This window comes from Agrobacterium vitis (assembly GCF_014926405.1).
GTDB classification, from domain to species: domain Bacteria; phylum Pseudomonadota; class Alphaproteobacteria; order Rhizobiales; family Rhizobiaceae; genus Allorhizobium; species Allorhizobium vitis_H.
The window spans coordinates 3,730,965-3,753,686 of the sequence record NZ_JACXXJ020000005.1 but is presented as its reverse complement, the minus strand read 5'-3'; the positions used below and the strand labels follow the sequence as shown (position 1 = coordinate 3,753,686).

The following is a 22,722-nucleotide window of genomic DNA, read 5'->3' as shown; positions in this document are numbered from 1 at the left end:
TTTTAGCATCATGATCAAGCCCGAGGCCCTGCTTTATCCCACTCCTGCCGGTCTCTATTGCCCGATCGGCGATTTCTATGTCGATCCGGTAAGGCCGGTGGCGCGGGCGCTGATCACCCATGGCCATTCCGACCATGCTCGTGCCGGTCATGATAAAGTATTGGCCACACGGCAAACGCTTGACATCATGGCGTTGCGCTACGGCGCGGACTTTGCCGGATCTTCGCAGGCGGTCGATTTTGGGGAAACCGTCACGCTGGACGGCGTTGCCGTCGGCTTTCATCCGGCAGGTCATGTTCTGGGTTCGGCGCAGATTTCTATTGAGTGCGGGGGAACACGTATCGTTGTTTCCGGCGACTACAAACGCCGGCCAGATGCCACCTGTGCGGCCTTCGTGCCGGTGCCTTGCGATGTGTTCATCACTGAGGCAACCTTTGCGCTGCCGGTCTTTCACCATCCCGATCCGGCGCTGGAAATCGGCAAGCTTTTACGGTCGCTGGAACAGTTTCCGCAGCGCAGCCATCTGGTCGGAGCCTATGCGCTGGGCAAGGCGCAGAGGGTGATCTCGCTGATCCGCCAGGCGGGCTATGACAAACCGATCTATATTCATGGTGCGCTCGCCAAGCTCTGCGACTATTACCAGAGCCAGGGCATAGAGCTGGGCGAATTGCGCCCCGCAACGGTGGAAAACGGTGGTTCCAGCCATTTCGAGGGTGCCATCGTCATTGGACCGCCTTCAGCTTTTGCCGATCGCTGGGCGCGGCGTTTTCACGACCCATTGCCGATTTTCGCTTCTGGCTGGATGATGGTGCGCCAAAGGGCCAAGCAGCGCGGAGTCGAATTGCCGCTGGTCATATCCGACCATTGCGACTGGCCGGAACTGATCGAGACGATTAGCGAATTGCAACCCGGTGCCGTCTGGGTCACGCATGGGCGCGAAGAGGCGCTGGTGCGCTGGTGCGAGTTGAACGGTATTGCCGCCAAGCCGCTGCATCTGGTTGGCTATGAAGACGAGGGCGATTGATGCGTGCCTTTGCCACCCTTCTCGACCGCCTCGTCCTGACCCCGAGCCGCAATGGCAAGCTCAAGCTACTGGCCGATTATTTTTCAAGCGTGCCGGACCCGGACCGGGGCTATGCGCTGGGCGTTCTGGCCGGAACGCTTGATCTGAAAACAGTCAAGCCAGCCCTCCTGAAAGACCTGGTGCTGGAGCGGATGGACCCGGTTCTCTTCGGTTATTCCTATGATTATGTCGGCGACCTCGCCGAAACCATTTCGCTGGTCTGGGACCAGGACCGCGGCGAAAAGGCCGAGATTGCCGAACCGAGCCTTGGCGAGGTCGTGGCCCTCATGCAATCGCTCAGTCGTACCCAGGTGCGAGGCGCCGTGCGCGATCTGCTCGACCAACTCGACACGTCAGGCCGGTTCGCCTTTCTCAAACTTGCGACCGGCGGCTTGCGGATCGGGGTTTCGGCAAGGCTTGCCAAACAGGCGCTTTCCGACATGTCGGGCAAGGATGTCGGGGAGATCGAGACGCTCTGGCATGGGCTGGAGCCACCCTATGAGAGCCTGTTTGCCTGGCTCCAGGACGGAGCCGACAAGCCTGTGCTGGCGACACCGGCAATCTTTCATTCGGTCATGCTGTCCAATCCGGTCGGCAATGGTGATCTGGATGGTCTCGATCCCGCCGATTATGCCGCCGAGTGGAAATGGGACGGTATCCGGGTGCAGCTTTCGCGCCATGGGGACACCTGTCGGCTCTATTCCCGCTCCGGCGACGATATTTCGGGAGCTTTTCCCGATATTGTTGCCGCAGCGAATTTCGATGGGGTGATTGATGGCGAATTGCTGGTCGGCGGCACCGCCCGCTCCAACCAGTCGACCCGCAGCTTTTCCGATCTTCAGCAACGGTTGAACCGCAAGAGCGTCACGACGAAAATGCTCAGCGATTACCCGGCCTTTATCCGTGCCTATGATCTGTTGTTTACCGGCGATCAGGATGTGCGAAACCTCGGCTATGAGGCACGCCGGGGGTTGCTTGCAGAGATTGTCGAAAAAGCCCCGGCCACGCGCTTCGATCTCTCGCCGCTGATTGCTTTTTCCAGCTGGGACGAGCTGGACGCGCTGCGACACGCCCCGCCCGATCCGGTCATCGAAGGGGTGATGATCAAGCGCCGCGACAGCATCTACCAGGCGGGACGCGCCAAAGGGCCGTGGTTCAAGTGGAAAAAGCAGCCGCTGAATGTGGATGCGGTGCTGATGTATGCGCAGCGCGGCCATGGCAAGCGCTCCAGCTATTATTCCGATTTTACCTTCGGGGTCTGGATGCAGATGCCTGATGGTGGCGACCAGCTGGTGCCGGTGGGTAAGGCCTATTTCGGCTTTACCGATCAGGAGCTGGAGATTCTCGATAAATATGTGCGCAACAACACCATCGACCGGTTCGGACCAGTCCGCTCGATCCGCGCCGAGCCGGATCATGGCTTCGTGGTGGAGGTGGCGTTTGAAGGGCTGAACCGGTCCACCCGGCACAAATCCGGCGTCGCCATGCGCTTTCCCCGGATTTCGCGGTTACGGAGCGACAAACTTCCGCGTCATGCTGACCGCCTGGAAACGCTGCTGCATATGCTGCCAGCATGACCATAACGTCATAAAAAAGCGGCGCCAGAACCATCATGGTTTCCAGCGCCGCACCCGCAAGACGACATCATGTCGCCAGACTGCGGTTAGGGTATATTAGTGGCGTTTGACCCAATCGTCGATCTCTCGGTCGGCCTCATCCTGGCCTTTTCCATAGAGTTCCTGCAATTTGCCGCTCAATTGTTTGCGATTACCAGCAATAACATCCAGGTCATCGCCGGTCAGCTTGCCCCATTGCGCCTGGGCCTTGCCTTTGAATTGTTCCCAATTGCCTTCAACACGGTTCCAGTTCATCGCGGTCTCCTCTTCCGATTGGCGATTTCAAGAAGCCCGTGCCGCCATCAAATATCAGCGGTGCGAGCATGGTAGCATGAGATTAACGCCATGCAATCTGGAAGGTTCCAATTATGGTGATCGGGCGCGGCTGCACAGGGGTCAACACAATCATCCCATGCAAGATAGGCGATCCGAAAATAGTTGAAAAATGGAACCCTTGGGCCTGAGCAACGTTTGTTGATAGAGTTCGCGCCGCAGACGGGATAACGGTTTGCGCAGCCTTAAAATCCAGAAGGAGTTCGTCCATGGTCGATATCAATGAAGCCGTCAACGATGTGGAAGCAGAAGCACGGTCCAAGGAACTCGAAGCACAGATCGAGCAGCTCAAGCAGGACGTTGCCTCGCTGACGAGCACGCTCGCCTCCCTCGGCAGTGCAACCTTGCATCAGGTCGGCGACAAGGCATCGGATGCGATCAGCTCCGCACGCAGCAGCGTTTCCGCGCTTGAACAGGATCTGGAAGATAAAATTCGGGCAAAGCCTTTGCAGTCGGTCGCGGTTGCCGCTGGTCTGGGCTTCATTTTCGCTCTGCTGTCGCGGCGCTAATCAATGTTCGGTTTGCTCACACGTCTGACACTGGTGGCCGCAGAAGGCGTGAAACCCAGGATCGACAAGGCTCGGCGCAACGCCATCGCTGGCGCTATCGCCGGATTTTGTTTTCTGATTGCCATCGTCGCAGCCATCGTGTCCGGCTGGATCTTCCTGGCAGCTGAAATCGGTGCAGGTCCGGCCGGGCTGGTGATTGCAGGCGTCGCGGTGTTGATCGGTCTGATCACGCTAGCGGTCGTCTCCATCATCAATCGCCGTGAGGCGCGCAGGCGGGCATTTCTTCAAACCGCGACGCTGGCAGCGACCGATCCACTGACCATGGGCCTGATGGGACGCTTGCCCGGAATGCTGAAGGTCAACCCGATCGTCGGGGTCGCGGCGGTCGGCATGCTGGCCTATCTGTTTGCGCGCAGCCAAGGGATCGGCCGTAAGTAACGGCAAATCCAATAACAGTTGTTAAGTGCAGTCATAACCTCAACCGACGACGGAGCCCTGTTTCGGCGGTGTTCTTTGTCGCCTTGTTTTTAACCGAAAGGACCAAATCCATGGCCAAAGTTGCAGAAGTATTGAAGCCCAGAGCCCGCGACGAAAAAATCAGCATCGGTCTCGAAGACAAATACCGCGAGCAGGCGTCCAAGGATCTCTCCAAAATCCTGGCAGCCACTTATGCGCTGACAATCAAGACCCAGGTCTATCACTGGAATGTGGTTGGTCCGCTGTTCAAGCCGATCCACGAACTGACGGAAGAGCATTACAACACGCTGTTTGCCGCCGTCGACATTATTGCCGAGCGTATTCGTGCCCTCGGGCATCTTGCCCCAGTCAACCTGCAAAGCAGCAGCAATTTCGCGCCAAAGACTGGCGAGACCCAGCATCACGCCGCCATCGACATGGTCAAAGATCTGATCGCAGACCACGAGGCTGCCGTGCGCCAGATGCGCGAGGTCGGCGAGGCTGCCGACGAAGCTGGCGATCTGGTTACATCAGACATGCTGACAGCGCGACTGACCTTCCACGAAAAAGCATTGTGGATGCTGCGGGCGATTATCGCTTCATAAGAGCATTTTCAGAAAAATGCCGGAGCCAGTTTCACCGAAAAGACCGGTTTGAACAACAAAAGCGTCATGTGATTTGCAAAACACATGACGCTTTTTCTATATTTCCCGTCACCTCGTGTGTCGTAAACACCGGTTTCAGGCTTTATCCGACTTGGACTTCGCCGCCTGCTCGGCAGCATCGAGCCTCTCCAGCAGGTCCAGAAAGTGATCCGGGGTCCCCTCCTCGACAAGCTCATCGTAATAGGTTTTCAAACGCGCCGCGATCATGGCATTGGCCTGGCTCTGCTTTGCCGGAGCTTTGACGGATTTCGAGGACTTTTTTTCGGACATGATGTCAATGCCTGCGGCCTGGAGAGGGAGCTTGTTATATGATATGCATTCTATCAAGAAATAGATCGCAGCAAGAGCAATCCTGGTTTTTTGTATCCAAGACGGTTACAAACAAGATAATAGCACAATGCCGGGTATGACTTTCTTGATCTTTGTCAAATAGAGATCCGAACATTCGAACATATAAATCAACTGCATCCGATGCATTGACCCTGAACATCAGAATGAATATCGCTGCTTGTTTAAACCACTGTGGATATCTATAGCAATTCTAGAAATCCAGGGGTTGTTGGTCGAATCAAAACCCTTTTATCCCTAGTGACCGAAAAGCCTTCAATGATTTTGGCAGGAAAGGATTGCCGCAGGATTTGCGTCTTGAACTTCACCGGTCCACTGGCATAAGCTCGTGAGCATCATCTGATTTTAACGCCTGCCCATTCTTTTCCCAGTCTCGCGACAGTGGTTTGCCTTGCCCATAAAGACGAAAATCATCGAAGATCGCTCGTCATACCCTTTGCAAATATCTCAAGCCTTTGACAGATTTGATATATTGCGATCTCTTGGAGACGGGGACACATCGGTCTCTTTGCACGATAATATAAGTGCAGGGCATGAAGCGGATAGAATGGATCGATATCGACCGGCACCCCGCACGGATCGGGCAAATAGCCGGACGAAATTTGGAACTTTTTTTGGATCCCCGCGTTTGCTAGCGAGTTTATGCTGCATTCGTGCAAACTGGAGAAGCTGAATGTCCCTTACCACCCGCGTCGCTGCTCATATTCCTTATTTGAGGCGATATGCCCGAGCTGTCACGGGCTCGCAGACATCGGGCGACGCCTATGTCGCCGCTGTTCTGGAGGCTCTGATCGCCGATCTTTCGGTCTATCCCGAAGCCAGCAGTGATCGGGTTTCGCTTTATAAACTGTTTGTCACGATTTTTGGCTCGACCCATGTCGAAATCCGGCCAATGACCTCGCCTTTTGCCTGGGAAAAACGGGCCGCGTCTAATCTGTTGGCCGTTCCTCCGCGTGAGCGCCACGCCTTCCTGCTGATCTCAGTCGAAGGCTTTACCTATGAGGAAGCTGCGGAAGTGCTCGGCGTCAGCGACAGCGACTTCCGGGGTCTGTTCAACCAGGCCGCCGTGGAAATCTCCCGCCAGGTGGCAACCGATATCATGATCATCGAAGACGAACCGCTGATCGCGCTCGATATTGAGCAGATGGTGGAAGATCTCGGTCATCGCGTCACCGGCATTGCCCGGACCCACAAGGAAGCCGTTGAGCTTTACGGCCGGACCAACCCGAAAATGGTACTTGCCGACATCCAGCTAGCCGATGGAAGCTCCGGCATCGACGCCATCAATGATATCCTGAAGGTGGATACCGTACCGGTGATCTTCATTACCGCCTTCCCGGAACGTTTGCTGACCGGCGAGCGGCCGGAACCTGCGTTTCTCGTCACCAAGCCGTTCAATCCCGATATGGTCAAGGCACTGATCAGCCAGGCACTGTTCTTCAACGAACATGCCAAACAGGATGCCTGACGGCTGGACCATGCGATTGTGGACCGGTTCGGTTTGGCATCGCAGTCAATGAAGAGATAGCGTCGAAGCACGAGGCGCCGGATAAAACGGATCGTCATTGCGATGTTGGTGAAACTATGCAGGCGCATGGATGCCGCGCGCCCTTGAAAGAGGGCTACCGCCGCTGGAGAGAAGCACTTGGTAAATCGGTTGACATGGTTCGAACCGCAGCGTGCTGACAGGCCCTTGCGTGAGTTCTTTATCACGGCCCTGCTGGATATTGGCGCAAGCCTGACCCTTCAGGACATGGACGGGCGCTATATCTGCATTACATCCCTGCCCCAGCGTTGGCCGCTTGCCCATGGCGAAGAACCCAGTGACGATTCGATTTTCGGACCCGAAATTGGCGCCCAGTTGCGGGAATTGAAAGCCGGGCTGGTGGAGGCGGACCAGGGTGCGGAACTGAATGTCGAACCGGGCGACGATACAGTGTTTGAATTTCGCTGCCGGATGATCCGCATCAGCCCGGAAGAGGTCTGCATGATGACGATCCTGGTGGACCGGACCGAAGAAAAGCGCCGCGAACGCCTATTACGCGCGCTTTTGCGTGAGGTCAGCCACCGTTCGAAAAACCTGCTGGCGATCATTCAAAGCATCGCTTTTCAGACAGCCCGTTATTCCGGGACGCTAGACCAGTTTCTGGGCAAGTTTCGCGGCAGGCTGCATGCACTGTCGATGTCGCAGGACCTGATTACCGATTCCAGTTGGCGCGGCGCTTATTTTCAGGATCTGGTCCGCCAGCAATTGGAAAAATACGTGCCGGAAACGGCAAATCTCGTTCAGGTGTCCGGTGACAATGTTCTGCTGTCGCCCAATGCTTCCCTGCATATCGGGCTTGCCCTTCATGAGCTGATCGTCAACGCGGTCAGCCACGGCGATTTCATCAGCCAACGCAAGAAAATCGAGGTCGCCTGTCATCAGCAATGGACACGCAATGGCGAGGAAATCCGGGTGACCTGGAACGAGCCGATTGAAACACTGTCTGGCGAGGATCTGGAACGCGCCAGGGGACGATTTGGCAGCACGGTGCTCGAACGTGTTGTGCCCGCTTCCGTCAACGGCCATGTCGTCCACCGGTTCGATAAGGAAAGCGTCTATTATGAGCTGACATTTCCAGTCGAACTGCATGAATAACTGTATTTCACGCTACAATCCCTGAGCAGGGAACCTATTCCTCTCGCCAATCTTTTGTGGGTGCGGGCTTTCGTGAGTGCGGACTTTGTGTATGCGAATGCGTTTACACGCCGCGACACTGCACCCCGCCGCAATACGGTGCGTCGGAAACGATGCAAGTCCACTTGCGAGACAATTCAAACCTGCTGCATAATCCTGTCGCAACACTATTCCGGTTTGCGAGCGACTGTGCAGGAGCGAGCCATGGAGCCCTGATGCGCCTCTTTAATTGTTCCAATTGCAGAAACATGGTGTTCTTCGATAACACCCAATGCTTGTCATGCCATTCCCTGTTGGGTTTTCGCCCATCCGATAACGGGTTTATCGCCATTGATTCCAGCAATGCCGCGCTGATCGATGGCGTGCCGCAGCAGGGCTTTATCCGGCTCTGCGCCAATGCGCGCCATGACGCTTGCAACTGGCTGGTCGAGGACGGTGAGGAATTTTGCCTCGCCTGCCGCCATAATCTGGTTATTCCTGATCTCTCCAGCAACGACAATCTCGAAAACTGGCGCAAAATCGAAAATGCCAAACACGTGCTGTTTTATTCGCTCCAGCGCTTCGGCCTGCCTTTGGTCACGCGCACCGAAGCGACCCCGGACGGACTGGCCTTCGAGTTCCTGGAAGACGATTCAGCCCGCACCGGCGGCCAGCCCGTCATGACCGGCCATGATTCCGGCCTGATCACCCTGAATATCGCCGAGGGTTCCGATGCGGAGCGCGAAGCAAGGCGTGTCGCGCTGGGCGAACCGTTTCGAACCCTGATCGGCCATTTCCGCCACGAAGTGGGTCATTACTACTGGAATGTCCTGGTGCGCGACGGCAACCAACTCGAGCAATGCCGGGTAATTTTCGGCAATGACGAAGAAGATTATGGCGAAGCCCTGCAACGGCATTATGCCAATGGACCGGTTCCGGGTTGGGAGGGCAGCTTCATCAGCGCCTATGCCGCCAGCCACCCCTGGGAAGATTTCGCCGAAACCTGGGCTCACTACATCCATATTGTCGATGCCCTGGAAACGGCCTACGCGTTCGGCCTGCGCACCCGTCCGATCATCGATGAACAAAACCTCACCGTGAAAGTCGATTTCGACCCCTATAGAGTGGATGGCGTCAGAGCCCTGATCGATGCATGGGTCCCGCTGACTGTCGCCGTCAACAGTATCAACCGCAGCATGGGCCAGCCGGATCTCTATCCCTTCGTGCTGTCGGAACCCGTCTTGGTGAAACTTCAATATATCCACGACCTCATTCATGGGGCCACGCATAACGCCGGCTTCTGAAATCGACCTGCACCGGGGAACCATCGGGTTCCCCGGGTATGCGCAGCTGATCACTGTGATATTTTGGCGACAGCATGCCCATGTTGCCCTTCTCCCGCCAGCCCCATCAGGAACAAGCGAATAGCAAGGCCGTTACCCTTTTGAGGGTAAGGAGATTGGCCATGATGAGCTTTGCGGCAATAATGGTGATTGTTGCTTGTCATCCCGAACGAACGGATTGCATAGACCGGCCTGTCGCCGTGATCGACTATGCCGATGCAAACCTGTGCCGGGCAGATCTGCCGGAGAAATTGCGTCGTCTGGAAGGTTATGCCCTGAAGATGTATGGGGATTGTGTTCCCGTCGCACCCAGCCTGCTTGCAGGAAAAACCGGCATTCGCTCCATCATGGGGGCGCGCGAACTGCAAGCGTTGAAAAGCCAGGGCGGTTCTCAAAGACAAGTGCAGGCTGTGGCCTTGGACAATAACCGCTTCTAAAGTCTTCCAGATATCCATAAGCCCCTGGACACCCGAGGGCATTGTGAGCTTTTTCACACTCACTGTGCGTCCGGCCGGTGATAAAACGCGATAGGGCCCGGCAATTTGCCGGGCCCTATCGTTGTTACCAGTTTGCAGGGATCAGGCGCGCCTGAACAGACGGCTCACCAGCGAAATCAGGAAGAGCACGATGAAGACAAAGAACAGGATCTTTGCAATACCGGCCGAAGCGCCAGCAATACCACCAAAACCCAATGCGGCGGCGATAAGAGCGACGACGAGAAAGACGAGAGAATAATACAGCATGGATTTGAACTCCGTTATCAACTGATTTAGAAACGAAAATCTGGGGCCAAAGTTCCATCCACCTCGTCAAGACGTTACTTTTTGTCGCAAACCGGTTAGCGACAGTCTGGATCTTCTCGATAATGTCTTGCCCGCCCAAAGCGCAGCACACCGAGCTGGGTGCATAGATCGCTGTCGTCGACAGCCGGCAATTGAGGACCGTTATCATTTCACCTTAATTTGATGAAATGCTGTCACTCGACATCTTGTTCTCGATATGCGACATTTCAATTTAACACGTTATATTTTCAGCATAATTTCCTCCTTGCCTCATGTCTGACGCTAGAGACGAACCCGGAGAAAAAATATGCGGGGAGAAGCGGAACCTTCTCAGATATGGTCCGTTAAGCCTGACATTAAAATCAACCGTCAGAGACATCATGAACAACCAGCATAATCATCGTGACGCAGGAGAGGACGGAACCGGGGGAATCCCGGCTGAGGCACACGGCACGATCAGCAGCAAGCTCCGGCAATTCTATGATTCCGTCCAGGAGGAGGGAATTCCGGACCGTTTCATGGACTTGCTTGAGCGTCTGGATGCCGCCGAACAAAATGCGGGGAAACAGTGCGACAGGAAGGACACTGCTCGATGACCCTTGAAAAGCAATCGGATGATCGCGGCTTCAAGAGAGATATGCTGGCTGCCCTGCCCAATCTACGTGCGTTTGCCGTGTCGCTGGCCGGGCGGCACCACGTTGCGGACGATCTTGTCCAGGATACGATCATGAAAGCCTGGGCAAAGCAGGATCATTTCGAACCGGGCACCAATATGAAAGCCTGGTTGTTCACCATTCTGCGCAACGAATTCTATTCGCAAATGCGCAAGCGCGGCCGCGAGGTCTCGGACCCTGACGGCATTTTCACCTCACAGCTGGCTGTTCATCCTCAGCAATACGGTTCGCTCGACCTTCAGGACTTCAAAAAGGCGCTCGATCAACTGCCGAGCGACCAGCGCGAAGCCATTATTCTGGTGGGTGCCTCCGGTTTCGCCTATGAGGAAGCGGCGGAAATTTGCGGTTGCGCCGTCGGCACCATCAAGAGCCGGATCAACCGGGCGCGAAACCGCCTGCAGGAGATTCTTGGTGTGAGCGGAGAAGGTGATTTCGGACCCGACGCCCATGACGCTGCGGTAACGAAACGCGCATTCGCGGTATAATGACATCTTCCGGTCAGCGTGCGGGTCGCGCCGACCGGAAGATTTGCTTGTCATGTACTTGGCCCCTGATCGGCGCCATTCCCCTCGATCTTTGTCTCTAAACCAGCACCCATAGGATCTCGATTGGCTGCTGCTTCGAATACCGCAGCCAGCAACCGTTGCTCGTCAAACGGCTTTGTCAGGAGCGCAAAGCCAGGTTCTGGCTGGCTAAACCCAGGCACCTCGTCGAAGGAGGTCAGAAACACCACTCCGGCATTATGACTTCGAATAAGATCGAACCGCGTACGGTTCTGCTCCGGCATGATGGTCGCATCGATCAGCACCACATCATAGCGGGCTTCGCTCAATCTCAATGGCATATCGCGAGGGAGGCAAACGGTGATTTTGCCGCCTGCCACTTCCGTGAGCACGACCTCGATCTCGATCGCGATCAAGGCCTGCTTTTCAGCAACGAGTACATGCAGCGGTTTTTCAGTCATTGATTAACCTTTTTGCTTAAAAGCCCTTATCGGTGCTTCATCGCTTCGGGTCATTTAAAAAAGACATGTCACCCCTCCTCAATCAGGAACATTTGCTCCACCTGATACTTTACTGAAAATAAAAGCAAATAAGGAGGCGGAATGCCAGAGGAACCGGCAAGACATGGAGAACGGCTCAAGAACGGAATTCACACGGCCTGTCTGGTCTGCCCCATCCGCCTCAACGATCATTTCCGGGAGTTTACACCCGGCGAACTTGAGTTCGTTCGCGCGTTCCGAAAGGGTGAATTTCATGCTGACGCGGGGACGACAATCCTTGTTGAAGGCAGCCATAGCGCCCATCTTTACACAACCCTGACCGGCTGGGGATTTCGCTATAAAATCCTCGAGGATGGTCGCAGGCAGATTCTGAATTACGTGGTTCCGGGTGATATGATCGGTTTGCAGGGCGCGGTTTTTGATGAAATGGCCCATTCCGTCGAAGCGCTGACACCCATGCGGCTCTGCGTCTTTGAGCGAGAGCGGCTTTTTTCTCTTTTCGAAAAACATCCAGGCCTTGGCTACGACCTGACCTGGATTGCGTCACGCGAAGAAAGCATGCTGGACGATCATCTGATCAGCATTGGCCGGCGCACCGCACTGGAACGCGCTGCCTATCTGCTGGCTTTCCTGGATGATCGCGGCCGGGTGGCTGGGCTCATCGACGCGGAGAAACCCTATTTGCCAATCACCCAGGTCCATGTTGCCGACACGCTCGGCCTTTCGATCGTTCACACCAACAAGACATTGAAAAAGCTGACCGCCCGTGGCCTGATCCGCTGGCTGGACCGTGGGTGCGAGATCCTCGACAGCGCCGGTCTTCAGGCTGCCGCAAACTGGACGCCCGATGGCGTCATGCGCCGTCCATTTATATGAGCGGCATTTTTGTTGAGATCAATCGATACACTATCTGCCGTTTCTCATAAAGAAACCGAAGTCCGTCAGCTGGAGATCCGGCGGACTTCGGCTTCGCCCGCCTTGGGGGGCAAGGAACGGGCATCTTCTCCCACGCCGAAGGACGCAGGATAAGGCAAGTCTATTGTAATACCTGTATTTTATGCGACGATGACAATGCCGCTGACCAAGGCGATGATGAAGATTACCAACACGATAAAGATCAGGATTTTCGCAATACCGGCAGAGGCGCCCGCCACGCCCCGAAAGCCCAGAAGGCTGGCAACGGCAGCAATCAGCAGAAAAATCAAAATCCAGTGCAGCATGACAGGCTCCTTGAAAGAATTATCGGCAGGAGAACGGCAAGCAACTGAAAATGTTCCTTCATTGGCAATGGGCGACACCGGGCAAGGCAATTTTCCACGGTCTTCGCAGGCAACAATCCGCCATGCTCCATGCCCGCTGATCGGGAAAACCGGGAGCCACTTTTCCCTGGCAAGCTCAGGGAAAATGCATCCTTGGCAAGATTATACTTGAAAACATCACTCAACTTTAATATCGACAAACAATTAAAGGCACGGCCCCGCCATGCGCGAGACATGCTGGCAATGGATTTTGATCGGAAGGTTGTTTGATGGCGTATCGTCGCTCCTCTTCGCTCGCTCGCGTGAGCATGACCGTGGTTATTGGCTCGGGTCTGCTGATAACCGGCACGCTGATGAGTTCGTCCGCCGCCTTGGCCCAGCAAGGGACGGCACCCGCCCAAACCACAAGCGAACCAGCCCCAGCCATGCCTGCGCAAACGCCGGTACAAGAGGCGCCTGCGGCACCCACCAATTTAACAGCCCCACCAGCGGAAAACGGCACGCCAGATCCGGCACCCTCCCCCACGGAAGGCGTCGCAGTGGAGGCTCCCGCCGCAGTGCAGCGCTCCGACATTCCCCACGATCTTTCTCCTGTTGGCATGTTCATGGCCGCCGATTGGGTCGTGAAGTCAGTGATGATTGCCCTTGGCCTTGCCTCCGTTGCAACCTGGACCATCCTGCTTGTCAAAACCCTTCAACTCTCCGGCTCAAAGGCGAGGCTGCGGCGCGGTCTGGCTGTGTTGCAAGAGGCGCGATCCCTCTCGCAAGCGGCAGGCGCATTGCAGAAGCGGCGCGGCACCGTGCCGGACATGCTGCTGATCGCTGCACGCGAGTTGAAACTATCAGAGCCAGCGCTCGATTATGCTGGCAATGACGGCGTCAAGGAACGAGTGAGCTCGGCTCTGTCGCGGATCGAATCGCGCGCCGGACGCCGGATGACCGCCGGAACCGGCATTCTTGCCACCATCGGCTCGATCGGTCCCTTTGTCGGTCTGTTCGGCACCGTCTGGGGCATCATGAATTCCTTCATTGGCATTTCGCAGTCGCAGACCACCAATCTTGCCGTCGTCGCGCCTGGTATCGCCGAAGCGCTGCTGGCCACGGCCATCGGCTTGGTTGCCGCCATTCCCGCCGTGGTGATCTATAACGTGTTTGCCCGCGCGGTGACCGGCTATCGCCAGCAATTGCTGGATGCGGCAACAGCGGTGGAGCGGCTGGTCAGCCGGGATCTCGATTTCCGCAAGGTGCCGGCCGATGTGCGCGCCGCCCGCCTCAAGGTGGTGACGGAGTAATCCGATGGCTGGAGGTATCCGCGAAAATTCGAGCGACGATCTGGTTGAAAACCACGAGATCAATGTCACGCCCTTCATCGATGTCATGCTGGTTCTGCTGATCATCTTCATGGTGGCGGCGCCGCTGGCGACGGTCGATGTCAATGTCGATCTCCCCGCGTCCAGCGCCGCACCGGCGAAACGGCCGGATGAACCGGTCTATCTCACCCTGAAACAGGATCTCAGCCTGGCGCTTGGCAATGACACGGTCAGCCGCGACAGGCTGCCGACCGTGCTGGAACAGGTCTCCAAGGGCAATAAAGACACGCGGATTTTCCTGCGCGCCGATAAGAATGTCGGCTACGGCGAATTCATGACGGTGATGAACCTGCTGCGCGACGCAGGCTATCTGAAGATCGCCCTGGTTGGGGTGGAAACATTGCCGCAGGCGACCAGCATTACGCCGCCCGCAGAGGATACCAACGGCCAATGAGCAGGCAAGCGGACCCGACAGGGCGGCGCAGTTCCGCCCTCGATTGGCTGCTCTGGTGTACAGCCGGAACCCTGGTGTTTGCCGCCCATGCCGGTGCCGTGGCGCTGATGCTGCAACAGCCGGAAGAGCCGTTGGCCGACGGTGCTCCGCCCGCTGCGATCATGATTGAGCTGGCTCCCGAACCGGTCGCTTCCAAGGTCGAGGAAAACCAGATCACGCCCGATCAACAGGATGCGGAAGAGGTAAAATCCGAAGCGGTGCAGAAGCCGCCCCAGCCGGTCGAACCGCCACCCGTGCCACAGCCGCCCGAGGTGCAGCCACCGGAACCGACACCGCCTGAAAAAGTCGAGGAGACACCACCACCGCCACCCGAAGTCGCGGAAGTACAGCCCGAACCACCACCGGAACCCGAGCCAAAACCGGTGGAAGAACCGACGGTCGAGGAACAGGTAACCAAGGAACTGGAAAATGTGGAAGTCCCGCTGCCCGTAACTCGCCCAGTGCAAAAGCCGGTGGAGACCGCAGACACGACGCCGGTTAAAAAGAAGCAACCGAAAGCCGCCCCGCAGCCACAGGCCCAGAAAGCCCAGCGCGAGGCCCAGGCAGAGGTGACGCAATCGGACAGGACGGCAGCCTCCACCACCAGTTCTGGCCTGTTTTCATCGAGCGTCAGCCCACAAAAATGGCAGGCACGGTTGGCGGCCTATCTTGAGCGACGCAAGCGCTATCCAAGCGAAGCCCGCGCCAACAAGGAGGAAGGCACTGCCTATGCCCGCTTCCAGATCGATGACAGCGGCAATGTTCTCTCGGTGTCGATTTCCCGTTCTTCAGGGTTTCCGAATCTGGATCAGGCAACGGTCGATGCCATAAAACGTTCGTCGCCGGTGCCAGCACCTCCGCCAGGTGTCAGCAAGACGATTACGGTACCGTTTCGCTTCAATCTCAAATAACAACCGGAAAAAGGCACTTCCCGTCAGACCAGTGCGGGAGATGCGGAGTGTGTCGCGCAACGCAGACGCTCCGCTTCAGCCATCATCAATGGACCGACACCCTTGATGTCGTCGTCGTTCAACGCTTCGGATAGGTAATAGGCAGGCGTTCCATCCCGGTAGACGCCGCCAAACCCGCCCAGTCCGGCCACACAGCAAATCTGCTTCATTACCATCCGGCCAGAGACGTTGGGACCAAACGCATGACGGCGAAGGCTCTCCAATGCCTCCGCGCCAATCTCCGCCTTTGCCGCCGCGATCCCGAGCCGGGCTGCCTTCAGAGAGGCATAGGCGAACATCGCCGTAGCAGAGCTTTCAGGATAATTGCCGGTAAGATCGGGTTGATCGATAACCTGCAACCAGCGGCCATCCGCGGTGCGCAAGTGTGAAAGCCGGGTGAGAAGTTCACCAAGCTTTTCGGCCAGGATCGACTTATCCGCGCCCTCTGGCACCAGGCCATAGAGATCGACCATGGCCATCGCCAGCCAGCCGATCGCCCGTGCCCAATGGGCGGGCGAAAGGCCGGTGTGCGGATCGGCCCAGGCTTGCAGCCGTTCCTCGTCGTAGCCGTGGCGATAAAGCCCGCTCACACAATCCGAGGTCAGCTCGAGCGTCACCAGCAATTCCTCGAGCGCATCGCGGACCATAGACTCTTCGCCAGCCAACTTTCCGTATTCGGCCTTGAAGGCGAGGCCCATATAGAGCCCATCCAACCAGACTTGATGGGGATAGCGCAGCTTGTGCCAATAAGGTCCGGCGCCAAGACGCGGATGGCTTTGCAATTGCCGGGCAAGCCGGTCTGCCGCAACCCGGTAACGATTGTCACCGGTCGTTTTCAGCAGGAAAATCAGCGCCCGACCCGGCAGGATATTGTCGATATTATACTCGGTCAGCACGTAATCACGCATCTGGCCCTGATCATCCAACTGGCCATCGACCAGCCGCTTCAGATGCGCCGACCATCTCGTATCACCGGTCGCCTCGTGAAGGGCGATCAGCCCGGCATAGAGACAACCGTCCTCATAGCACCAGCTACCGCCCTTATAAGGCTGATAATCACGAGCATAGGCGTCGAAATACTCGACCAGATCGACATTCATACGGCAGGCCTCCCAAGCGATACAGGCTTCGGTCCTCCAACCGTTGCCTCGGGCGCCAAGGTCATCCGGCTTGGCCCCATTGTCAATCGCCATGTCGCCAGCCGGTAACCGTCAATGCGTCACTTCAGGATGCTACCTGCGCAGAATCACCCAGATGGCATGGATGATGCCGGGGATATAGCCGCACAATGTCAGAAGAATATTCAACCAGAATTGCAGACCGATACCGACCTGGAGAAAAACGCCGACCGGGGGCAGAAGAATGGCAAACAGAATGCGAACGACGTCCATGATAGATCCTTTGTAAAACTTGACTCCATGCAGAAATGGGGATCAAGGCAAAAGGATCCATACCGTCGATCATGAAATTTTAGTCATCAATCGACGGAAGCCTTGCTGCGCAGCACCATGCCATAGAGATCGCGGGGCTCATCGGGGTCGGCCAGCAAGTCCAATTCGGTGAAAAGCCCGGTTTCGGCCAGCTTGCTGCGCACATAGCGCAGGGCCGAAAAATCCTCGATGGCAAAGCCGACCGAATCGAACAAGGTGATCTGGCGCGAATCGCTACGTCCCTTGGCCGTGCCGGTCATGACCTGCCACAGTTCTGTGACGGGATGATCGGGAGCCATTTGCTGGATCTCCCCCTCGATCCGGGTCTGAGGAGGATATTCGACGAAAATATCGGCGCGATGGAGGATATCGCGGTGCAATTCGGTTTTGCCGGGGCAATCCCCACCCACGGCGTTGATATGAACACCGGGGCCGACCATGTTGTCGGTGAGAATGGTGGCGCATTGCTTGTCGGCGGTGACGGTGGTGATGATATCCGCGCCCTCGACCGCCTCCTGCGAGGAATGGCACAGCGTTATCGCCAATCCGCTTGCCTCAAGATTGCGCAGGCATTTGTCGCTGGCGCTGCGATCGATATCATAGAGCCGAAGATGCGTGATGCCACAGATTGCCTTGAAGGCCAGCGCCTGAAACTCGGCTTGCGCGCCATTGCCGATCACCGCCATGCAGCGGGCATCGGGCCGGGCGAGGTATTTGGCCGCGACAGCCGAGGTCGCCGCTGTGCGCAAGGCCGTCAGAATGGTCATTTCGGACAGCAGCATCGGATAGCCATTGCCGACATCCGACAATACGCCGAAGGCCGTCACCGTCTGGCGGCCTTGCCGCATGTTCTTTGGATGGCCGTTGACATATTTGAAGCCGTAGAGCGTGCCATCACTGGTCGGCATCAATTCGATCACCCCATCGCTGGAATGGGAGGCGATGCGCGGCGTCTTGTCGAAGATCTCCCAGCGACGGAAGTCCTCCTCGATCACCTCGGCGAGTTCAGTCAGGAAGGTCTCGACCCCGATCCGCAGCACCAGTTTCATCATATGATCGACGCTGACGAAGGGGACGATATTCAGATTGGCAATAGCACTCATCAAACGCTCCCGGCATAATCGCGTGTCGGACGGTCCATGACCTGCCGTCCCATCAGGCTGGCGGTCAGATCCGCCATCAGGATTGCGGTGCGGCCCCGCTCGTCCAGGAAAGGGTTGAGTTCGACCAGATCAAGGCTGGAGACCAGGCCGCTGTCATGCAGCATTTCCATCACCAGATGCGCCTCGCGGAACGTCGCGCCACCAGGCACCGTGGTGCCCACGGCGGGCGCAATCATCGGATCGAGAAAATCCACATCGAAACTGACATGCAGCAAGCCATTCGCGGCCCGAACCTTGTCCAGAAAAGCCCGCAACAGCACGGCAACGCCATGCTCATCGATCATACGCATGTCATGCACGGTGATGCCGGTCCGGCGCAAAGCGGCCCGTTCGGCTGGATCGACGCTACGAATGCCGATCATTGCCACATGAGCCGGATCAACCGCTTCGGCGAGTTCAGGAAAATAGCCGGTAAAACCGGACTGACCGGTGAAATAAGCGACCGGGGTACCATGCAGATTGCCGCTTTCCGTGGTCTCCAGCGTATGGAAATCGGTATGGGCATCCAGCCAGAGCACGAAAAGCGGTCGGCCTTGTTCCGCCGCCCGGCGCGCCAGCCCCGGCACCGTACCTGCCGAAAGCGCGTGGTCACCACCCAGAAAAATCGGCATGGCATCCGCACTTTCGCGGTAAGCGACCTCGGACAAGGTCTCGATCCAGGCAACGGTTTCGGGCAGGTGATGCACAGCCGGATTGGGATGACTGAGGGTTTTGAAGGCGGCAGGCGCGACATTGCCGAGATCGGTAACACGATGGCCAAGCTCTTCCAGCATCGGACCGAGCCCGGCAATGCGCAGCGCACTCGGTCCCATTTCACAGCCCAGACGGCCCGCGCCGATCTGCAAGGGAACTCCGATCAATCTGCACTCCATACGCACCTCCTGTTGTTGTCACTATTCAACCATTTGAAACTGGCGATTTGAACGATATAGATTGGCAATAATGTGCATATGGCTTATCGTTATGGCAGTTTTATTGCTCAAAGCGAGAAGACCGTGGACGATCTCGATGAAAAGCTGGTCACGCTTTTGCGCCATAACGGCCGGCGCAGCATTTCCGATCTGGCGCTGGAAACCGGCACCTCGCGCGCCACGGTGCGGGCGCGGCTGGAACGGCTGGAGCGTGACGGTACCATTCTTGGCTATACCGTGATCCTGCGGGCCGATACGGTCGATCTTGGCGTGCGCGGCATCATGATGATCGAAATCCAGGGTCATGTCACTGACAAGGTGATCCGCGCTCTGAGCGGTTTTCCCGAGATTTCCGCCGTACATTCGACCAATGGGCGCTGGGACCTGATCGTCGAGCTGGGCGCGGCAACCCTAACGGATTTCGACAGTGTCTTGCGACGTGTGCGACTGGTTCCCGGCATTACCAATAGCGAAACCAGCCTCATTCTCTCGACGCCGCGCTCAACCCGGGCAAGGCTGTCGAAGCCGTGAGCTGAAACCGTCTCTGTAAAAAACACGAAACGAAAAAGGCCGTGCAGGACGCCCCGCACGGCCTCATCTACCTCAAAACCTCATCCAGGGCATTTCACCCTTTGCAGCCGCAGGTCCGCCAGTGCGGCTAACACAATCAGAGGTTATTGTGGGTATATCACGCCTTTCTTAAGAATGACATTGGCATAAAGGCGGGGTTCGCCAGTTTGCACAACTGTATGGGCCGCCTTGACGCGGGGATAGAAATCCGGTCCCAGCAGCGGGACGACCGGCTGTTTTGGCTCATGGGCGGCGCAGCAGGCGATGATTTCGGCATGGACCGGGTCAAGTGCATCGCGATCCTTGCCGACGGTGGAGCGGAAAATCGCTTCCGGCACGAAATCATCGATGGGCAGAACCGAGAGAATGGCATCCAGCACAGGAATAAGCCCGAGCCCATCCAGCCGCACCAACCGCTTTGCATGTTCGAGACCCGGATAATTGCCATCGACAATGGCGATTTCATCGCCATGACCCATGGCCCGCAGGGTGGCCAACAATTCGGGACTAAGGATGGGGTTGAGGCCCTTCAGCATTTACAGTAACTCCTTGAACAACACATTCTGATCCAAAAGATAACGGGAAAACAGCGGCAGGCTGGCACCGCCAACCGACCGTGCCTGGTGGCCCACAGCGCCTTCGACGATCTCGGGCATCAATACGCCCTGGAGGTCGAGATCACGCGCTGCCTCCTGGATGGCCACGACCAGACGCTGGCGCACCCATTGCGGAAAACCGCCATCGATGACGGCGGCGGAAAAGTCGATGATCGATGCCGCCGCCACAATCGCCTGGGCCAGCGCTGCGGCGGTATCGCGGATCCAGATTTCCAGCGGCTCGCCATAGTCCACCCAGTCGCTCGGCGAATACCACAGGGACTGGCTGTCCTGTCCATAGTCGCGCAACAGGTTTTCCAACACGAAAATCGACGCGATCTTCAAAAGCTGAACGGTTTTGCCATCGCGCCTTTGCACCGGCAACGGCCCAACCGCGCCAGCTGTGCCGGTGCGCCCGGAAAACAGCGAGGAATTCAGCACGATGCCGCCGCCCACGAAGGAGCCGAGGAAGAAATAGACGAAATCCGGATAGTGCGGCCCGACCCCGAACACCAGTTCGGCAGCACAGGCGCTGGTCGCATCGTTCTGGATGAAGACCGGATAACCAATCCGGGCCGCGACATCGGCTTTCAGATCGGTATCGCGCCAGACATCCATTTCCTCTGATGGCGCGCCGGTCTCTTCCGCCCAGCTCCACAGTTCGAACGGGGCTGCGATACCCACACCGGCAATTCGGGCCCGCTCCGCGACGGAAAGCCTGCCCTCAATATCGGAAATGCCGCCGACGATGAAATCCAGCAAGAGGCCGGGCATCGGATAAGGATAGGTCCGACGCACCTCATGGCGGATCGTGCCGACGAAATCCATCAGCACCAGATTGGCGCTTCGTCTTCCGATCTTGACCCCAAACGAATAGACCGCATCCGGATTGAGCCGCATCGGCACCGAAGGCTGGCCGACGCGTCCGCGCACCGGCTCTCCGCGCACCAGCAGCTTTTCGCGCTCCAGCACCCGCATGATCACCGTCACCGTCTGGGCCGAGAGACCGCTGCGCCGGGCAATTTCCGCCTTGGACAGGCTGCCATGCCGGCGCACCAGCGACATGACCAGCCGCTCGTTATAGGCGCGCACGCCGACCTGATTGGCGCCGCCACTCGTCTCGAGGGCAGCGGGCGGCATCGCCAGACCCGCATTCATTCCCTCTGTCATCGATCATCCTCCCATCCCGCCCAACCCGGCCAGAGAGCCGCGTGCGACAAGAATTTCCAGGCCCCGAGCTCCGCCGGATCGGCATTTCGCCATCCTGGCCCGAACACCAATTCTCCTGAGCATCCTGCTCCGTATCAACCCGGCACAGGCTCCTCCCGCCCTGCCACGACCGAGCCAAGCATGCCACAGTGGATTAATAATTCAACTCGATTTATTTATTGACAGGGATTTGGAATAGTGTTTTCTTGAGGCAGGAAGCATGGGGGGCCAACACGGGAGAGGTGATGGACCATGCGAACCGGACGGCCCCTTGAGAGGGTGCGTTTATCTTTGTCCTTGGGAGGATCCATATGAAGACCAATTTGATCGGCGCCACGCTTGGCGCCCTGGCTCTTGGCGTTGTCTTTTCGACAGGCGCGCAGGCTGCTGACGTTTCAGCCTGCCTGATCACCAAAACCGATACCAATCCATTCTTCGTCAAGATGAAGGAAGGCGCTTCCGCCAAGGCCAAGGAACTGGGCGTTACGCTGAAGTCCTATGCCGGCAAGATCGACGGCGATAGCGAAAGCCAGGTTGCAGCCATTGAAACCTGCATTGCCGATGGTGCCAAGGGTATCCTGATCACCGCCTCCGACACCAAGGGCATCGTGCCTGCCGTCAAGGAAGCCCGCGACGCTGGTCTTCTGGTGATCGCACTCGATACGCCGCTTGATCCGGTCAATGCCGCTGACGCGACATTTGCGACCGACAACCTTCTTGCTGGCAAGCTGATTGGCCAGTGGGCTGCCGCCACCTTGGGCGACAAGGCCAAGGATGCCAAGGTTGCCTTCCTCGACCTTACCCCTGCCCAGCCATCGGTTGACGTTATGCGCGACCAGGGCTTCATGATAGGCTTCGGCATTGATCCGAAGGACCCGAACAAGATTGGTGACGAAACCGACCCGCGCATCGTCGGCCACGACATCACCAACGGCAACGAAGAAGGTGGCCGTACGGCCATGGAAAACCTTCTGCAGAAAAACCCGAACATCAACGTTGTTCACACGATCAACGAACCAGCCGCTGCTGGTGCCTATGAAGCCCTCAAGGCTGTTGGCAAGCAGAAGGACGTGCTGATCGTATCGGTTGACGGCGGCTGCCCTGGCGTGAAAAACGTCAAGGAAGGCGTGATTGGTGCGACATCGCAGCAGTATCCGCTGATGATGGCGGCTCTGGGCATCGAAGCCATCAAGAAGTTTGCTGACTCTGGCGAAAAGCCAAAGCCAACCGCTGGCAAGGACTTCTTTGATACGGGCGTTTCGCTCGTCACCGACAAGGCTGCCAAGGGCGTACCGTCAATCGACGTCGCCGAAGGCCTGAAGAAGTGCTGGGGCTGATACGCTCTTGAAATATTGCAACGGAAGGGCGGCTCAGGCCGCC

At 57.3% G+C, this 22,722-nt stretch carries 28 protein-coding genes; 17 read left to right on the top strand and 11 right to left on the bottom strand.

Annotated features, from left to right (window positions below; all coding sequences use genetic code 11):
• The first annotated feature begins 13 nt into the window (after positions 1–13).
• Together IEI95_RS28720 and IEI95_RS28715 are read left to right on the top strand one after the other, a co-directional pair.
• A complete protein-coding gene (locus IEI95_RS28720; protein WP_194417388.1) occupies positions 14–1,024 on the top strand; it encodes a ligase-associated DNA damage response exonuclease in 1,011 nt (336 codons plus the stop codon).
• Positions 1,024–2,640 carry a cisplatin damage response ATP-dependent DNA ligase gene (locus IEI95_RS28715; RefSeq protein ID WP_156538581.1) on the top strand — a complete coding sequence of 539 codons (1,617 nt, stop codon included), beginning with the start codon at positions 1,024–1,026 and terminating at the stop codon, positions 2,638–2,640. The genes IEI95_RS28720 and IEI95_RS28715 overlap by 1 nt, the downstream gene beginning before the upstream one ends.
• Before the next feature lie 96 nt (positions 2,641–2,736).
• On the opposite strand, the gene IEI95_RS28710 is transcribed toward IEI95_RS28715, so the two are convergent.
• Positions 2,737–2,934 (bottom strand): CsbD family protein, encoded by a 198-nt coding sequence (locus IEI95_RS28710; RefSeq protein WP_060716888.1) that lies wholly within the window; start codon positions 2,932–2,934, stop codon positions 2,737–2,739.
• Positions 2,935–3,221: 287 nt separating this feature from the next.
• Here IEI95_RS28710 and IEI95_RS28705 point away from each other — a divergent pair, with 287 nt between their 5' ends.
• The 3 genes from IEI95_RS28705 to IEI95_RS28695 all read left to right on the top strand — a co-directional run bounded on the left by IEI95_RS28705 (position 3,222) and on the right by IEI95_RS28695 (position 4,582).
• Positions 3,222–3,521 (top strand): ElaB/YgaM/YqjD family protein, encoded by a 300-nt coding sequence (locus IEI95_RS28705; protein ID WP_156535741.1) that lies wholly within the window; start codon positions 3,222–3,224, stop codon positions 3,519–3,521.
• 3 nt (positions 3,522–3,524) lie between these two features.
• On the top strand, positions 3,525–3,959 hold the full coding sequence (locus tag IEI95_RS28700; protein WP_156535740.1) for a hypothetical protein: 435 nt from the start codon (positions 3,525–3,527) through the stop codon (positions 3,957–3,959).
• Positions 3,960–4,069: 110 nt separating this feature from the next.
• Positions 4,070–4,582: a Dps family protein gene (locus tag IEI95_RS28695; RefSeq protein ID WP_012654262.1), complete on the top strand. Its 513-nt coding sequence runs from the start codon at positions 4,070–4,072 to the stop codon at positions 4,580–4,582.
• Between the two features lie 135 nt (positions 4,583–4,717).
• Here IEI95_RS28695 and IEI95_RS28690 read toward each other — a convergent pair whose 3' ends face one another.
• On the bottom strand, positions 4,718–4,912 hold the full coding sequence (locus IEI95_RS28690) for a NepR family anti-sigma factor (protein ID WP_049777363.1): 195 nt from the start codon (positions 4,910–4,912) through the stop codon (positions 4,718–4,720).
• 751 nt (positions 4,913–5,663) lie between these two features.
• Here IEI95_RS28690 and IEI95_RS28685 point away from each other — a divergent pair.
• From IEI95_RS28685 to IEI95_RS28670, 4 genes are all read left to right on the top strand, one after another.
• Complete coding sequence (locus IEI95_RS28685; RefSeq protein WP_012654260.1) at positions 5,664–6,458, top strand: response regulator; 795 nt, start codon at positions 5,664–5,666, stop codon at positions 6,456–6,458.
• Positions 6,459–6,635: 177 nt separating this feature from the next.
• On the top strand, positions 6,636–7,631 hold the full coding sequence (locus tag IEI95_RS28680; protein ID WP_071203295.1) for a sensor histidine kinase: 996 nt from the start codon (positions 6,636–6,638) through the stop codon (positions 7,629–7,631).
• 254 nt (positions 7,632–7,885) lie between these two features.
• A complete protein-coding gene (locus IEI95_RS28675; protein ID WP_194417268.1) occupies positions 7,886–8,953 on the top strand; it encodes a putative zinc-binding metallopeptidase in 1,068 nt (355 codons plus the stop codon).
• A gap of 161 nt (positions 8,954–9,114) precedes the next feature.
• On the top strand, positions 9,115–9,429 hold the full coding sequence (locus tag IEI95_RS28670) for a hypothetical protein (protein WP_194417267.1): 315 nt from the start codon (positions 9,115–9,117) through the stop codon (positions 9,427–9,429).
• 141 nt (positions 9,430–9,570) lie between these two features.
• Here the strand turns inward: IEI95_RS28670 and IEI95_RS28665 are convergent, their stop codons facing one another.
• Entirely contained in the window at positions 9,571–9,735 is a 165-nt protein-coding gene (locus tag IEI95_RS28665; protein ID WP_012654256.1) for a DUF1328 domain-containing protein, read from the bottom strand.
• Positions 9,736–10,154: 419 nt separating this feature from the next.
• Between IEI95_RS28665 and IEI95_RS28660 the strand changes: the two genes are divergently transcribed.
• Both IEI95_RS28660 and IEI95_RS28655 read left to right on the top strand, forming a co-directional pair.
• Positions 10,155–10,370, top strand: coding sequence for a NepR family anti-sigma factor (locus tag IEI95_RS28660; RefSeq protein ID WP_070167055.1), 216 nt, complete (start codon positions 10,155–10,157; stop codon positions 10,368–10,370).
• Entirely contained in the window at positions 10,367–10,933 is a 567-nt protein-coding gene (locus IEI95_RS28655) for an RNA polymerase sigma factor (RefSeq protein ID WP_012654255.1), read from the top strand. The genes IEI95_RS28660 and IEI95_RS28655 overlap by 4 nt, the downstream gene beginning before the upstream one ends.
• A 50-nt stretch (positions 10,934–10,983) precedes the next feature.
• Here IEI95_RS28655 and IEI95_RS28650 read toward each other — a convergent pair whose 3' ends face one another.
• Positions 10,984–11,412, bottom strand: coding sequence for a response regulator (locus tag IEI95_RS28650; protein WP_194417266.1), 429 nt, complete (start codon positions 11,410–11,412; stop codon positions 10,984–10,986).
• 141 nt (positions 11,413–11,553) lie between these two features.
• On the opposite strand from IEI95_RS28650, the gene IEI95_RS28645 reads away from it, so the two are divergent.
• Positions 11,554–12,327 (top strand): Crp/Fnr family transcriptional regulator, encoded by a 774-nt coding sequence (locus IEI95_RS28645; protein WP_012654253.1) that lies wholly within the window; start codon positions 11,554–11,556, stop codon positions 12,325–12,327.
• Positions 12,328–12,506: 179 nt separating this feature from the next.
• Here the strand turns inward: IEI95_RS28645 and IEI95_RS28640 are convergent, their stop codons facing one another.
• Positions 12,507–12,671: a DUF1328 domain-containing protein gene (locus IEI95_RS28640; protein WP_041698999.1), complete on the bottom strand. Its 165-nt coding sequence runs from the start codon at positions 12,669–12,671 to the stop codon at positions 12,507–12,509.
• 308 nt (positions 12,672–12,979) lie between these two features.
• On the opposite strand from IEI95_RS28640, the gene exbB reads away from it, so the two are divergent.
• The 3 genes from exbB to IEI95_RS28625 are packed head-to-tail and all read left to right on the top strand — an operon-like array spanning position 12,980 to position 15,424.
• The gene (gene exbB, locus IEI95_RS28635; protein WP_156538586.1) at positions 12,980–14,002 is read left to right on the top strand and encodes a tonB-system energizer ExbB; all 1,023 of its coding nucleotides are present in this window, start codon (positions 12,980–12,982) and stop codon (positions 14,000–14,002) included.
• Positions 14,003–14,006: 4 nt separating this feature from the next.
• A complete protein-coding gene (exbD, locus tag IEI95_RS28630) occupies positions 14,007–14,474 on the top strand; it encodes a TonB system transport protein ExbD (RefSeq protein WP_012654250.1) in 468 nt (155 codons plus the stop codon).
• Positions 14,471–15,424 (top strand): energy transducer TonB, encoded by a 954-nt coding sequence (locus tag IEI95_RS28625; RefSeq protein WP_194417265.1) that lies wholly within the window; start codon positions 14,471–14,473, stop codon positions 15,422–15,424. Before exbD ends, IEI95_RS28625 begins: the two co-directional genes overlap by 4 nt.
• Before the next feature lie 23 nt (positions 15,425–15,447).
• Here IEI95_RS28625 and IEI95_RS28620 read toward each other — a convergent pair whose 3' ends face one another.
• The 4 genes from IEI95_RS28620 to rocF all read right to left on the bottom strand — a co-directional run bounded on the left by IEI95_RS28620 (position 15,448) and on the right by rocF (position 18,928).
• The gene (locus IEI95_RS28620) at positions 15,448–16,563 is read right to left on the bottom strand and encodes a glycoside hydrolase family 88/105 protein (protein WP_194417387.1); all 1,116 of its coding nucleotides are present in this window, start codon (positions 16,561–16,563) and stop codon (positions 15,448–15,450) included.
• 132 nt (positions 16,564–16,695) lie between these two features.
• Positions 16,696–16,854 carry a YqaE/Pmp3 family membrane protein gene (locus IEI95_RS28615; protein WP_012654247.1) on the bottom strand — a complete coding sequence of 53 codons (159 nt, stop codon included), beginning with the start codon at positions 16,852–16,854 and terminating at the stop codon, positions 16,696–16,698.
• An 86-nt stretch (positions 16,855–16,940) separates the two neighbouring features.
• Complete coding sequence (ocd, locus tag IEI95_RS28610; RefSeq protein ID WP_156535733.1) at positions 16,941–17,996, bottom strand: ornithine cyclodeaminase; 1,056 nt, start codon at positions 17,994–17,996, stop codon at positions 16,941–16,943.
• Positions 17,996–18,928, bottom strand: a complete 933-nt coding sequence (gene rocF, locus IEI95_RS28605; RefSeq protein ID WP_156535732.1) for an arginase — start codon at positions 18,926–18,928, stop codon at positions 17,996–17,998. Before rocF ends, ocd begins: the two co-directional genes overlap by 1 nt.
• 123 nt (positions 18,929–19,051) lie before the next feature.
• Here rocF and IEI95_RS28600 point away from each other — a divergent pair, with 123 nt between their 5' ends.
• On the top strand, positions 19,052–19,498 hold the full coding sequence (locus tag IEI95_RS28600) for an Lrp/AsnC family transcriptional regulator (RefSeq protein ID WP_194417386.1): 447 nt from the start codon (positions 19,052–19,054) through the stop codon (positions 19,496–19,498).
• Positions 19,499–19,641: 143 nt separating this feature from the next.
• Here the strand turns inward: IEI95_RS28600 and IEI95_RS28595 are convergent, their stop codons facing one another.
• Together IEI95_RS28595 and IEI95_RS28590 are read right to left on the bottom strand one after the other, a co-directional pair.
• Positions 19,642–20,073: an RbsD/FucU family protein gene (locus tag IEI95_RS28595; protein WP_070167064.1), complete on the bottom strand. Its 432-nt coding sequence runs from the start codon at positions 20,071–20,073 to the stop codon at positions 19,642–19,644.
• A complete protein-coding gene (locus IEI95_RS28590) occupies positions 20,074–21,303 on the bottom strand; it encodes an ROK family transcriptional regulator (RefSeq protein ID WP_071206039.1) in 1,230 nt (409 codons plus the stop codon).
• Positions 21,304–21,653: 350 nt separating this feature from the next.
• Here IEI95_RS28590 and IEI95_RS28585 point away from each other — a divergent pair, with 350 nt between their 5' ends.
• Positions 21,654–22,679, top strand: a complete 1,026-nt coding sequence (locus IEI95_RS28585; RefSeq protein ID WP_012654240.1) for a sugar ABC transporter substrate-binding protein — start codon at positions 21,654–21,656, stop codon at positions 22,677–22,679.
• Positions 22,680–22,722 lie beyond the last annotated feature (43 nt).

What these genes read in the sequence shown, in the direction of transcription:
- IEI95_RS28715 (WP_156538581.1), top strand. Translation starts at nt 1,024, where the DNA reads ATGCGTGCCTTTGCCACCCTTCTCGACCGCCTCGTCCTGACCCCGAGC.
- IEI95_RS28710 (WP_060716888.1), bottom strand. Translation starts at nt 2,934, where the DNA reads ATGAACTGGAACCGTGTTGAAGGCAATTGGGAACAATTCAAAGGCAAG.
- IEI95_RS28705 (WP_156535741.1), top strand. Translation starts at nt 3,222, where the DNA reads ATGGTCGATATCAATGAAGCCGTCAACGATGTGGAAGCAGAAGCACGG.
- IEI95_RS28700 (WP_156535740.1), top strand. Translation starts at nt 3,525, where the DNA reads ATGTTCGGTTTGCTCACACGTCTGACACTGGTGGCCGCAGAAGGCGTG.
- IEI95_RS28695 (WP_012654262.1), top strand. Translation starts at nt 4,070, where the DNA reads ATGGCCAAAGTTGCAGAAGTATTGAAGCCCAGAGCCCGCGACGAAAAA.
- IEI95_RS28690 (WP_049777363.1), bottom strand. Translation starts at nt 4,912, where the DNA reads ATGTCCGAAAAAAAGTCCTCGAAATCCGTCAAAGCTCCGGCAAAGCAG.
- IEI95_RS28685 (WP_012654260.1), top strand. Translation starts at nt 5,664, where the DNA reads ATGTCCCTTACCACCCGCGTCGCTGCTCATATTCCTTATTTGAGGCGA.
- IEI95_RS28675 (WP_194417268.1), top strand. Translation starts at nt 7,886, where the DNA reads ATGCGCCTCTTTAATTGTTCCAATTGCAGAAACATGGTGTTCTTCGAT.
- IEI95_RS28670 (WP_194417267.1), top strand. Translation starts at nt 9,115, where the DNA reads ATGATGAGCTTTGCGGCAATAATGGTGATTGTTGCTTGTCATCCCGAA.
- IEI95_RS28665 (WP_012654256.1), bottom strand. Translation starts at nt 9,735, where the DNA reads ATGCTGTATTATTCTCTCGTCTTTCTCGTCGTCGCTCTTATCGCCGCC.
- IEI95_RS28660 (WP_070167055.1), top strand. Translation starts at nt 10,155, where the DNA reads ATGAACAACCAGCATAATCATCGTGACGCAGGAGAGGACGGAACCGGG.
- IEI95_RS28655 (WP_012654255.1), top strand. Translation starts at nt 10,367, where the DNA reads ATGACCCTTGAAAAGCAATCGGATGATCGCGGCTTCAAGAGAGATATG.
- IEI95_RS28650 (WP_194417266.1), bottom strand. Translation starts at nt 11,412, where the DNA reads ATGACTGAAAAACCGCTGCATGTACTCGTTGCTGAAAAGCAGGCCTTG.
- IEI95_RS28645 (WP_012654253.1), top strand. Translation starts at nt 11,554, where the DNA reads ATGCCAGAGGAACCGGCAAGACATGGAGAACGGCTCAAGAACGGAATT.
- IEI95_RS28640 (WP_041698999.1), bottom strand. Translation starts at nt 12,671, where the DNA reads ATGCTGCACTGGATTTTGATTTTTCTGCTGATTGCTGCCGTTGCCAGC.
- exbB (WP_156538586.1), top strand. Translation starts at nt 12,980, where the DNA reads ATGGCGTATCGTCGCTCCTCTTCGCTCGCTCGCGTGAGCATGACCGTG.
- exbD (WP_012654250.1), top strand. Translation starts at nt 14,007, where the DNA reads ATGGCTGGAGGTATCCGCGAAAATTCGAGCGACGATCTGGTTGAAAAC.
- IEI95_RS28625 (WP_194417265.1), top strand. Translation starts at nt 14,471, where the DNA reads ATGAGCAGGCAAGCGGACCCGACAGGGCGGCGCAGTTCCGCCCTCGAT.
- IEI95_RS28620 (WP_194417387.1), bottom strand. Translation starts at nt 16,563, where the DNA reads ATGAATGTCGATCTGGTCGAGTATTTCGACGCCTATGCTCGTGATTAT.
- IEI95_RS28615 (WP_012654247.1), bottom strand. Translation starts at nt 16,854, where the DNA reads ATGGACGTCGTTCGCATTCTGTTTGCCATTCTTCTGCCCCCGGTCGGC.
- ocd (WP_156535733.1), bottom strand. Translation starts at nt 17,996, where the DNA reads ATGAGTGCTATTGCCAATCTGAATATCGTCCCCTTCGTCAGCGTCGAT.
- rocF (WP_156535732.1), bottom strand. Translation starts at nt 18,928, where the DNA reads ATGGAGTGCAGATTGATCGGAGTTCCCTTGCAGATCGGCGCGGGCCGT.
- IEI95_RS28595 (WP_070167064.1), bottom strand. Translation starts at nt 20,073, where the DNA reads ATGCTGAAGGGCCTCAACCCCATCCTTAGTCCCGAATTGTTGGCCACC.
- IEI95_RS28590 (WP_071206039.1), bottom strand. Translation starts at nt 21,303, where the DNA reads ATGACAGAGGGAATGAATGCGGGTCTGGCGATGCCGCCCGCTGCCCTC.
- IEI95_RS28585 (WP_012654240.1), top strand. Translation starts at nt 21,654, where the DNA reads ATGAAGACCAATTTGATCGGCGCCACGCTTGGCGCCCTGGCTCTTGGC.